General features: G+C 56.0%; 10 protein-coding genes. 7 read left to right on the forward strand and 3 right to left on the reverse strand.

Features of this window, described 5'->3' with window-relative positions:
- Window positions 1-8 precede the first annotated feature (8 nt).
- Window positions 9-1,364, forward strand: coding sequence for a formimidoylglutamate deiminase (locus N5923_RS24315; protein ID WP_267142317.1), 1,356 nt, complete (start codon window positions 9-11; stop codon window positions 1,362-1,364).
- Complete coding sequence (locus tag N5923_RS24320; RefSeq protein ID WP_267142316.1) at window positions 1,361-1,900, forward strand: HutD/Ves family protein; 540 nt, start codon at window positions 1,361-1,363, stop codon at window positions 1,898-1,900. The genes N5923_RS24315 and N5923_RS24320 overlap by 4 nt, the downstream gene beginning before the upstream one ends.
- Before the next feature lie 100 nt (window positions 1,901-2,000).
- On the opposite strand, the gene hutC is transcribed toward N5923_RS24320, so the two are convergent.
- Complete coding sequence (hutC, locus tag N5923_RS24325; protein ID WP_267142315.1) at window positions 2,001-2,756, reverse strand: histidine utilization repressor; 756 nt, start codon at window positions 2,754-2,756, stop codon at window positions 2,001-2,003.
- A gap of 351 nt (window positions 2,757-3,107) precedes the next feature.
- On the opposite strand from hutC, the gene hutH reads away from it, so the two are divergent.
- From hutH to N5923_RS24350, 5 genes are all read left to right on the forward strand, one after another.
- On the forward strand, window positions 3,108-4,661 hold the full coding sequence (hutH, locus tag N5923_RS24330) for a histidine ammonia-lyase (RefSeq protein WP_267142314.1): 1,554 nt from the start codon (window positions 3,108-3,110) through the stop codon (window positions 4,659-4,661).
- A gap of 17 nt (window positions 4,662-4,678) precedes the next feature.
- The gene (hutU, locus tag N5923_RS24335) at window positions 4,679-6,364 is read left to right on the forward strand and encodes a urocanate hydratase (protein ID WP_267142313.1); all 1,686 of its coding nucleotides are present in this window, start codon (window positions 4,679-4,681) and stop codon (window positions 6,362-6,364) included.
- A gap of 147 nt (window positions 6,365-6,511) precedes the next feature.
- A complete protein-coding gene (gene hisC / locus N5923_RS24340; RefSeq protein ID WP_267142312.1) occupies window positions 6,512-7,624 on the forward strand; it encodes a histidinol-phosphate transaminase in 1,113 nt (370 codons plus the stop codon).
- Window positions 7,621-8,778, forward strand: coding sequence for an alpha-hydroxy acid oxidase (locus tag N5923_RS24345; protein WP_267142311.1), 1,158 nt, complete (start codon window positions 7,621-7,623; stop codon window positions 8,776-8,778). The genes hisC and N5923_RS24345 overlap by 4 nt, the downstream gene beginning before the upstream one ends.
- Window positions 8,779-9,226: 448 nt before the next feature.
- On the forward strand, window positions 9,227-9,394 hold the full coding sequence (locus N5923_RS24350) for a hypothetical protein (protein WP_267142310.1): 168 nt from the start codon (window positions 9,227-9,229) through the stop codon (window positions 9,392-9,394).
- A 20-nt stretch (window positions 9,395-9,414) separates the two neighbouring features.
- Here N5923_RS24350 and N5923_RS24355 read toward each other — a convergent pair whose 3' ends face one another.
- Both N5923_RS24355 and N5923_RS24360 read right to left on the reverse strand, forming a co-directional pair.
- Entirely contained in the window at window positions 9,415-10,137 is a 723-nt protein-coding gene (locus N5923_RS24355) for an SDR family oxidoreductase (protein ID WP_267142309.1), read from the reverse strand.
- Between the two features lie 366 nt (window positions 10,138-10,503).
- Window positions 10,504-11,253: an SDR family NAD(P)-dependent oxidoreductase gene (locus N5923_RS24360; RefSeq protein WP_267142308.1), complete on the reverse strand. Its 750-nt coding sequence runs from the start codon at window positions 11,251-11,253 to the stop codon at window positions 10,504-10,506.
- Between the last annotated feature and the right edge of the window lie 5 nt (window positions 11,254-11,258).

Genomic DNA, 11,258 nt, shown 5'->3' on the forward strand with positions numbered 1-11,258 from the left:
GATCAACCATGTCGAGTTATTTTGCGTCGCGCGTACTGCTGGCAGACGGCTGGCAACACGCGGTTCGTATTGAAGTCGATGCGCGGGGAATTATCACCGGTATCCACACCAGCAGTGACGCCGACGGCGCCATTACCCTGCCCGGCGCAGTGGTCCCGGCGATCGCCAACCTGCACTCGCATGCCTTCCAGCGCGCGATGGCCGGACTGGCCGAAGTAGCTGGCGATCCGCAGGACAGTTTCTGGACCTGGCGCGACCTGATGTATCGCATGGTGCAACGTCTTTCGCCTGAGCAGGTCGGGGATATCGCCCGCCATCTGTATATCGATATGCTGAAGGGCGGCTATAGCCAGGTGGCGGAATTCCACTATCTGCATCATGACCTGAACGGTGTTCCTTATCCTGAGGATGAGATGTTGCAGCAGCTGGTCGCAGCGGCGGAACAGGCTGGTATCGGCCAGACGCTGTTGCCGGTGCTCTACAGCTACGCCGGTTTTGGCGCACTGCCGCCGCAGGCAGGCCAGAAACGCTTTATTCAGAATACTGAGCAATATCTGCGCCAACAGGAAAATCTCAGCACGCTGCTGCGCGATAAACCGCTGCATAATCAGGGGCTCTGTTTCCATTCGCTGCGAGCGGTATCGCAACAGCAGATGGACGACGTGCTGGCCGCCAGTTCCACTACCCTTCCGGTACATATTCATATTGCCGAACAGGAGAAAGAGGTCAATGACTCACTGGCCTGGAGCGGCGAACGTCCGGTTAACTGGTTGCTGGATCGCTTTGACGTTAATCAGCGCTGGTGTCTGATCCATGCCACACATCTCGATCAGGGTGAAATCAGCCGTCTGGCCAGCAGCGCGGCGGTAGCCGGTCTCTGCCCGACCACCGAAGCCAACCTTGGCGACGGCATTTTCCCCGCCACCGACTATATCGCCGCGGGCGGCCGCTGGGGCATTGGTTCCGACAGCCATGTCTCTCTCGATGTGGTTGAAGAGCTGCGCTGGCTGGAGTATGCCCAGCGTCTGCGCGACCAACGCCGCAATCGTATCGTCACGCCACAACAGCACTCGGTGGGCGACCTGCTGTATCGTCAGGCGGCGGCGGGCGGTGCGCAGGCCTGTGGCGTAAATAGCGGTTCGCTGGCCATCGGTCAGCGCGCCGACTGGCTGGTGCTGGAGCAGGACGCCTGGCTGGGCAGCTGCCCGGACCACGCCCTGCTTAACCGCTGGCTGTTTGCCGGCAATCGCACGCAGATCCGCGATGTCTGGGTTGCCGGTAAACAGCTGATTGCTGAAGGCCGACATGCGCTGCAGGAAGAGAGCGATCGGCGCTTTGCGGCGGTTATGGCGGCACTGCAATGATGCATTTCTACCAGACGCAAAAACTGCCGGTCAGTAAATGGCGCAATGGCGGCGGTGAAACCCGGGAAATCGTCAGTTTCCCGCCGGATAACAGCGAGTTTGGCTGGCGCGCCAGCATTGCGACTATCGCCGCCAGCGGTGATTTCTCGCGCTTTCCCGGTGTGGACCGGGTGATTACCCTGATTGATGGCGAAAAAGTTGAACTGTCTGGTCCGCAGCAGCCCTCCCATGCGCTGTTACTGAATCAGCCGTTCTGTTTCGCAGGCGAACAGGCGATCAGCGCGAAACTGTTCGGCAACACCAGCCTCGACTTTAATATTATGACCCGGCGTGAACAGTTTAGCGCGCAAGTGGTGGTCAGCAGGACTGCGCAGCGCAGTGAGATGGGCGTTTGTTGGGTGATTGCCGGGGAGTGGCAATCTGGTGCACAACGATTGTCGCGCGGTGAAGGCGCCTGGTGGGAGCAGGCGGGTGAAACCTTAACACCGCTTTCGGACGATGCGGTGTTGCTGTTTGCGGCGATAATGCCGTCATAACCATTGGTACAAATCATCGGCACGGGGGGCGGGAACGCCGACCTGCACCGGATTGCGAAATTTTGCAGGGGTGGCGTTATTGTCACCCACTGCCAAAGCCTCAGCCGTGGCCTTTAAACCGCCCTAACAACTTATAGCGCGAGCCGGGATAGAGCAGTCTGGCATAGGTGACGATTTTCGCCTCGCTCCAGGTCTGACGACGAATCAGCAGACAGGGTTCATGCTCGTCCAGCGCCAGATGCTTGCGCTGACGCATATCCGGCAATACCGCTTCGACAATATGCTCGCCCGCCGTCAGCGGCGCCACATGCATCAGATAGGTGTAAGGCGTCTGACTGGCGTAATCCTGCCGCAGATAATCTGGCGCCATTTGCGGGTTCACCAGACGATCTTCCAGCTGCACCGGCAACTCATTCTCGTAATGGATAATCAGCGAATGGAAAATCGACTGACCGGTAGCCAGTCCCAGCACCGCCGCCTGTTCCGGGTCCGCTTTTATTTCGCCGAGGGTCAGAATCTTGCTGCTGTGTTTATGACCACGCTGCGCAATCTCTTCCGCGATATTATGCACTTCCAGCATCGCGGTATAGCCTTTGCTCTCGGCGACAAAAGTGCCGACGCCCTGCATACGGATCAGATAGCCTTCGCTGGTCAGCTCGCGTAGCGCACGGTTGATGGTCATCCGACTGACGCCTAACCGATTCACCAGTTCGCTTTCCGATGGCACGCGCTGGTTGGCTTTCCACACCCCTTCACTGATCTGGCTGACGATCGCCTGTTTAACACGCTGATAGATCGGCGCAGGCTGATCGCTCATTGCGGCTGCGAGTTGCGAAATGGCAGTCTGCTCGACCATATTAGAGATCCTTAATAAACGAATTAACCTCAGTTTACTGCCTGATTGCGCAAATGTATATACATCTGCAGGCTGCCACCTTGCACGCCGGTGGTGCGATCACTGCCTTATCACGGTGCAACTGCACGCCGTCACTTGCCGCTACCTGTCTCAGAAGCCGCGCAGCACGGTAAAGCCATTTTGTGATCGGGTTGGCACAGTGATTGCTTGGTTGTATAGACAAGACTATACACTTATGCTTCACTCAATATAGTCAACCCTCACTCAGCCTGTTGCTCTTTAGCAGCGGGTGATATACCCGGTAATAACCGGGTTTTCTCTTCGCCGAACTTGTATAGACAGGAGTATACTATGTCGCTCACTACGCAAGAATGTCGTTTAATCCCCGGCGCGGTGGATTTAGCGATGCTCAAGACCATTTACCATGGCGGCGTAACCCTGACACTGGATGACAGCGCACGTGAAGAAGTGCTGAAAGCGCACGATACCGTGACCGCCATCGTCAGCTCGGGCAAGGTTACCTACGGCATCAACACCGGCTTTGGCAAACTGGCGCAGACCTCGATTCCGGCGCAGCGTCTGGCCGAATTGCAGCGCAATCTGGTGTTATCGCACAGTGTGGGGCTTGGCGATCTGCTGCCCGATAACGTGGTGCGCCTGGTGATGGCGACCAAAGTGATCAGCCTGGCGCGCGGCCACTCCGGGGTGCGTATCGAGCTGATTGATGCGCTGATCACCCTGTTTAATGCCGGCATTATGCCCTGCATCCCGGAAAAAGGTTCCGTCGGCGCGTCCGGCGATCTGGCGCCGTTAGCACATCTTTCCCTGATGCTGCTCGGCGAAGGCGAAGTGCGCGTAGCGGGCAAACTGATCGACGCGGTTGCGGGGCTGAAACTGGCCGGACTGCAACCTTTTGTGCTGGGTCCAAAAGAGGGCCTGGCGTTGCTCAACGGCACCCAGGTCTCTACTGCGCTGGCGCTGCGCGGTCTGTTCGAGGCGGAAAAAGTGTTTGCCGCCGGGCTGGTGGCTGGCGCGCTGTCGCTGGAAGCAATTAAAGGTTCGATTAAACCTTACGATTCACGTATTCATCAGGCACGCGGTCAAAGCGGACAAATTGCCGTGGCTGAGGCGGTCTCAACGCTGCTGGCAGGCAGTGAAATCCTTACATCGCATGCCAACTGTGGCCGCGTGCAGGATCCCTATTCAATTCGTTGCGTACCGCAGGTGATGGGCGCTTGTCTCGATAACCTGAGCCACTCCGCACGCGTATTGCAGATTGAAGCCAATGCCGCTTCCGATAACCCGCTGGTGTTTTCCGCAACCGGTGATGTGATCTCTGGCGGCAATTTCCACGCCGAACCGGTCGCCTTTGCCGTCGATATTATCGCACTGGCGGTGGCGGAAATCGGCGCCATCTCCGAACGTCGCATGGCGCTGCTGCTGGATACCGGCCTCTCCGGCCTGCCGCCGTTCCTGGTTAACGATGGCGGCGTCAACTCCGGTTTTATGATTGCCCAGGTGACCGCCGCGGCGCTGGCTTCCGAAAACAAATCCCTCGCCCATCCCGGCAGCGTCGACAGTCTGCCGACGTCCGCCAATCAGGAAGATCATGTCTCGATGGCGACTTACGCCGCACGTCGTCTGGGCGCCATGTGCTTTAACACTGCCGCCGTGGTGGGGATTGAAGCGATGGCCGCAGCGCAGGGGATCGATTTCCATCGTCCGCTGCAAAGCTCGGCGATGCTGGAAGCAGAACTGGCGCAGCTGCGTCAGCGCGTCGCCTTCCTCGATAAAGATCGTCTGATGGCCCCCGATATCGAACAGATGCGCCTGTGGGCAAGCAGCGACAGCTGGCCCGCGCATATTGCCGCCCTGCTGCCAAGCCATGCACGCGAAGCCCACTAATTGAGGAGAAGGACATAATGAGCGAATCCCTGAGCAAAGCGGTAGCCCGCGAAATCCGAGCCCCGCACGGCAGTGAACTGCACTGTGCCAACTGGCTGATCGAAGCCGCGTACCGCATGATCCAGAATAACCTCGACCCGGATGTTGCCGAGCGTCCGGAAGATTTGGTGGTCTACGGCGGGATTGGTAAAGCGGCACGTAACTGGGAGTGCTTTGAGCAGATTCTGCGCTCACTGCGCGCCCTGCAACCTGAAGAGACCCTGCTGGTGCAGTCCGGCAAACCGGTAGGCGTGTTCCGCACCCATGCCGATGCACCGCGCGTGCTGATCGCCAACTCTAATCTGGTGCCCCACTGGGCGACCTGGGATCACTTCCACGAGCTGGATAAAGCCGGACTGATGATGTACGGCCAGATGACCGCCGGTTCCTGGATCTATATCGGTGCGCAGGGCATTGTGCAGGGCACGTTTGAAACCTTCGTCGAAGCGGGACGTCAGCACTATAACGGCGACCTGAGCGGCAAATGGATTCTGACCGCCGGACTCGGCGGCATGGGCGGCGCGCAACCGCTGGCTGGCGTACTGGCGGGCGCATCGGTGCTGGCAGTAGAGTGTCAGGAGTCACGTATCGACTTCCGTCTGCGCACCCGCTATCTCGATTACAAAGCTTTCAGCATTGATGAAGCGCTGAAAATGATTGCCGACGCCAGGCATGAAAAACGTGCGATTTCGGTCGGCCTGCTGGGCAATGCAGCAGACATTCTGCCGGAACTGGTGAAACGCGCACAGGCGGGTGGCATCAAACCGGATATCGTTACCGACCAGACCTCCGCGCACGACCCGATTAACGGCTATCTGCCGCAGGGCTGGGATCTCGACCGCTGGGCCAGCGAACGCACCAGCGACCCGAAAGCCGTAGAGAAAGCCGCGCGCGCCTCAATGGCGGTGCATGTGCAGGCGATGCTCGACTTCTGCCATATGGGCATTCCTACTGTCGACTACGGCAACAATATTCGTCAGGTGGCGCTGGAAGAAGGGGTGAAAAACGCTTTTGATTTCCCGGGCTTTGTACCGGCCTATATCCGTCCGCTGTTTTGCGAAGGTAAAGGACCGTTCCGCTGGGTGGCGCTGTCCGGCGATCCTGAAGATATCTATAAAACCGATGCCAGACTGAAAGAGCTGTTCCCGCACCACACCAATCTGCACCGCTGGCTGGATATGGCGCAGGAGCGTATCGCCTTCCAGGGCTTACCGGCGCGTATCTGCTGGCTGGGCCTCGGTGAACGCCACCTGGCCGGACTGGCATTTAACGAAATGGTGCGTAATGGCGAGCTGAAAGCGCCGGTTGTGATTGGCCGTGATCATCTTGACTGTGGTTCGGTGGCTTCGCCAAACCGCGAAACCGAAGCGATGAAAGATGGCTCCGATGCGGTATCCGACTGGCCGCTGCTGAACGCCCTGCTGAATACCGCTGGCGGCGCCACTTGGGTCAGTCTGCATCATGGCGGCGGGGTCGGTATGGGCTTTTCGCAACATGCTGGCATGGTTATCGTCTGTGATGGCACAAACGAAGCCGACGCGCGGCTGTCACGCGTACTGTGGAATGACCCGGCTACCGGCGTAATGCGTCATGCGGATGCCGGTTATGAACTGGCCCAGTCCTGCGCGCAGCAGCATCAGCTGAATCTGCCGATGGTGAAATAACGACAGAGCTGGCGTCCCTTCCCCCGTCAGGCGGTGGAAGGCCAGGATGGGGGAGCAAACGACTCTGGACCCCAGATAGCGGCTCCCCCACCCAGCCCTCCCCCATGTTATGGGGAGGGGGTTGGATTGATAATTTTGGGGGATTTTATGCTCAGCAATACGCTCCACGCTTTGGCGCGCAAGGATGTGCTGGAACTCGGCGTATATAACGCCGGGCTTTCAGATGAAGCCGTAAGAAGCACCTGGCAGGTTGAAACCATTTCAAGGCTGGCCAGCAATGAGAATCCGTTAGGCGCCAGCCCGGCAGTGCAGGCAGCGCTGAATAGCAGCAGTCAGCGCAGCGCCATTTATCCCGATGCCGCCAGCAGCGCGTTACGCGATGCGCTGGCGGTAAAAACCGGCATCGCCGCTGACTGCATCGCCATCGGCAACGGTTCGGAAGAGTTGCTCAAACTGTTGTGCCTCGCCTTTGTTAACAGCGGCGATCGCGTAGTCACCCTGCTGCCCTCTTTCGGACTGCATCAGCTCTATCCGCAGCTGATGGGTGCGCAGGTTGATCTGGTGGCGGTTAATCAGCAGATGGAGTACGACCTCCCGGCATGGGAAACCGCACTGGCGACGCCAGCCAAGCTGGTTGTCTTCAGTAATCCCTCGAATCCGGTGGGCTGCATGCTCGATCAGCGCGGATTTCAGCGTCTGATTGATGCCGCGCCGCAGGATGCGCTGCTGGTGGTCGACGAAGCCTATTTTGAGTACTGCGCCCATCTGGCAGCGTATCCCGACAGCCTGACGTTACTGCGTCAGCAGTCACGGCCATGGATTGTGCTGCGCACTTTCTCCAAAGCTTATGGCCTGGCCGGTTTACGCGTCGGCTATGGTCTGGCAAGCGATCCGCTGCTGGTTGATCTGCTGAATCGCGTGCGTACGCCGTTTAATATCAATCGCAGCGCACAAGCCGCCGCACTGGTGGCGCTGGACGATCAGCAACATGTACGCGACAGTGCCGCCTGGGTGGTGCAGCAACGCCAGTGGCTGGCAGCAGAATTGCAGCCTCTGGTACGGCAGATCGCCCCCTCTGAAGCCAATTTCCTGTTTTTCCGCATTGATGGCGACGGCGCCGAACTGGCAAAAAAATTGTTAGCGTTTGGCATTATTATCAAACCCTGGCTGGAACCAGGTTACCGCGACTGGTTAAGGGTGTCAGTTGGCAGCGCAGGCGATAACCAGCGATTTATTGCCGCGCTCAGGCAGGTGCTATGATCCTCAATCTTAACGATTTTCGTCAGCAGGCCAGACGCGTGCTGCCCGCGTTTGCTTTTAATTACGTTGATGGCGGTGCAGAAGATGAGATCACTTTGCGTCATAACCGTGAGGTCTTTGATCGCTGGCAGTTTGTGCCGCCGGTGCTGAAAGACGCCAGCGAGCGCGATCTCAGCCTGCAACTGGGCAATGAAAAACTCAGTGCGCCGCTGCTGATTGCCCCCACCGGCTATAACGGCATGCTGCGCTATCAGGCCGATCTGATGCTGGCGCGCGCCGCACGCGCCGCCAATATCGCCTGGATCCAGAGTACCGTGTCGACAGCGGCGATGGAGGAGATCGCCGCCGACGGCGATGGCAATCACTGGTTTCAGCTGTATGTGTTAAAAGATCGCCTGGTCACTATCGATCTGCTGAAACGTGCGCGTAAAGCGGGTTGCAGCACACTGGTGGTTTCAGTGGATGCGGTGCATTTTGGCAATCGTGAACGCGATAAACGCCATTACCGCCGCCCGATGAAACTCTCGCTCAGCAGCCTGCTCAATGTCGCCAGTAAACCTGGCTGGGTGTGGCGCACGCTAAAGCCGCAAGGCATGCCGGGTTTTGGCAATCTTAAGCCCTATATTCCACCGCAGTATCAGCGTGGCGTCGGCGGCGCGGCCTATTTCGCAGAGCAGATGGAGACGCAGCTCGACTGGCAGACTATCCGCTGGTTGCGCGAGCAGTGGCCGGGGCAATTATTGATTAAAGGCATTCTGACGGCAGAGGACGCGCAGCAGGCGATGGCCTGCGGTGCCAATGGCATGGTGCTGTCCAATCACGGCGGCCGTCAGCTGGATGGCACCCTCAGTCCGCTGCTGATGCTGGCGGAAATTCGTCAGGCGGTGGGCGCAGAAGCGACCATTTTAATCGACAGCGGTTTCCGTCGCGGCACCGAGGTGGTGAAAGCGCTGGCGCTGGGTGCCGATGCCGTACTGATTGGCCGCCCACTGCTGTATGCGGTAGCAGTCAATGGTCAGGAGGGTGTCGAACAGGCGTTAACCCTGTTGCGTAGCGAGATCGACCGCACGCTGGCGCAACTGGGTTGCAGTAATCTGGCGCAACTGGGTCCACATTTGCTGCATTATGCCGGTGCAATACGCCCTCAGCTATAAAATGCTATCTCCCTCCCGGCTTGCTTTAGTCTGGGCAGTACCCAACAGTGGCCTCCCGGTGTTGGCATGAATAATATCAGGTACAGCCCAGGCTAAATAAAAAGAGATAACTCCCTGATAAAAGCAATATAAAAATATTCATGCTAACCGTCAATTGCTGAAAAAATAAAACCTCCGAAGTTTTGGAGCTTTTATTTATAATTGATAATAACTGGAGAGGGGATAAGATGATGAAAACCACGTTGATAGCATTGCCATAACTAACATAATACCGACATCCCATGGGATAATCGGATTATGATAATACCATTCAATATTTCTCTTGACTGCTTGTGTTGTTTGCGATTTTTCTCTACGATATAAATCAACCATCTTCACCCCCTAAAATAATCATTAGCTAACTATATATATCACCTCAATATCAATGCAGATAACTTATGGAAAAGTTATGAACGATAAAAAGAAAGATCAACGGATAAAAACAAAAAACTTACCCCATCAAAAAGGATCGTTATCAGACTATTGGGTCGCCATTTTTGAAGATAATATTGAAGGTGCAGAAACGGAGCAGGAAGCCATACAAAAAATCCTCAATAAACGGAAAGATTTAAACTGATCGATAATTTATCATGAGGATTAATTTTGTTGTTTAGTTGGGGCAATAACCAGCTCGCGAATGCATACACTTTGTGGTAGTGAGTAGGCGAAAACTACCGATTTTGCCACCTCTTCTGCGGACATTACACCGCCAATATCACTTTTCCACTGACGGTATTCGTCAACAATCTGATCGCTGGTAATATGGTCAAGTAACTCCGTTTCGGCAGCCCCCGGCGCAAGAGTTATCACCCGAATATTATAAGGCGCCATTTCCCATCTTACCGTTTCCGAAATACCATGCACCGCAAACTTAGTCCCCGAATAGGCGGCATGATGCTCATAGGTTTTGCGGCCTGCCAGTGAACTGATATTAATGATGGTGCCCCGTTGATTTTTCTTCATGCTCTCCAGCACAATGCTCATGCCATTGAGTAATCCTAATACATTAGTTTCAAACATCTTGCGCCATTCAGTATCGCCCTGTTGCTCAATACTGCCCAGCAGCATAATACCGGCATTATTAACGATACAGTCTACCGGCCCATATCGCTCTTCCGCCTCATCGATAGCTTCGACGAAACTTTGTCGATCGTTAACATCAATACTACGGCACAGAGTGTGCGGTAAGTTAAGTGCATAGAGACGCCCTGTGCGCCGGGCTAACAATAATAACGGATGTCCAAGCGCGCTAAATTGCCTGGCGATCTCTGCACCAAATCCAGAACTGGCGCCGGTAATGACTATCAGTTTTTTATCCATTTTCGCGCATCCATTTGCTGTAAAATTTGCTGGCAACATCGGGTGAGAGCGTAAATGCCCGTTAATATAGTTTATTGCAACATCACTGTGTAATGAGTTTTGCGGATTGGTATCGACACCTTTACATACTTTGTGCAGATGATGGGGATGCTTATTGGCATACGTGACCTTTCCTTATCCCCGGCGTAAACCCAATCCTTTAAAAGATTAAAGATCATTTTTTGCACTGATGCAAATGACTTTGGTTGATATTTATCTACGCAAAATAATAATGTCATTTAAAATTATTATTTAATTAATAGCATCTGAAGTCTCTCGATCAGCAGATCTAATCGAGAGACAGCATGATATTGGAGGAAGGCGGGTTTAAATCGACGCTAAATAGCCGCCATCGATATAAAGCACCTGGCCGGTGATATAGCGGGCGGCATCGGAGCAGAGGAAAATCGTCGCTCCGACCAGATCGTCCAGCTCACCAAAGCGACCCAGCGGAATTTTCGCCAGCATCGCGGCGCACCAGGCGCTGTCCTGATAAAACACCTCAGTCATATCGGTGCTGAAATAGCCCGGCCCGATACCGTTTACTCGAATGCCCAGTGACGCCCATTCGCTGCTCAGGGTATGCGTCAGCCCCACCAGACCGGACTTTGATGCGCCATAAGCCGCCGCGCCAGGCACGCCCACTTTGCTGGTTAGCGAGCAGAGATTGATTATCGCTCCACCGCCGTTGCTGCTCATCAGACGCGCCGCCGCCTGCGCACAGAAAAACGCGCCTTTCAGATTGGTATCGACAATACGCTGCCACAGCGCTTCATCAACATCCAGCGACGCACACAGCTGCTCAGTTCCGGCGTTATTAATCAAAATATCCGGCGCCTCCAGCGCAGCAAACGCGGCGCGGATCTGTTCGGGTTGCGTCACATCCAGCAGCAGACCGCTGGCGGTGACATCAAGCTGCTGCAACTGCGCCACCGCTGCGTCGAGCGTTGCCTGCTGGCGACCAGTAATGATCACCTGCGCACCGGCCTGCGCCAGTCCCGCCGCCAGCGCGAAGCCAATGCCGCGCGTGCCGCCGGTTACCAGTGCGCGCTTACCGGATAATAAAAAACGTTGCATCGTCG

The organism is Winslowiella arboricola (genome assembly GCF_025527015.1).
Classification (GTDB): Bacteria; Pseudomonadota; Gammaproteobacteria; order Enterobacterales; family Enterobacteriaceae; genus Erwinia; species Erwinia arboricola.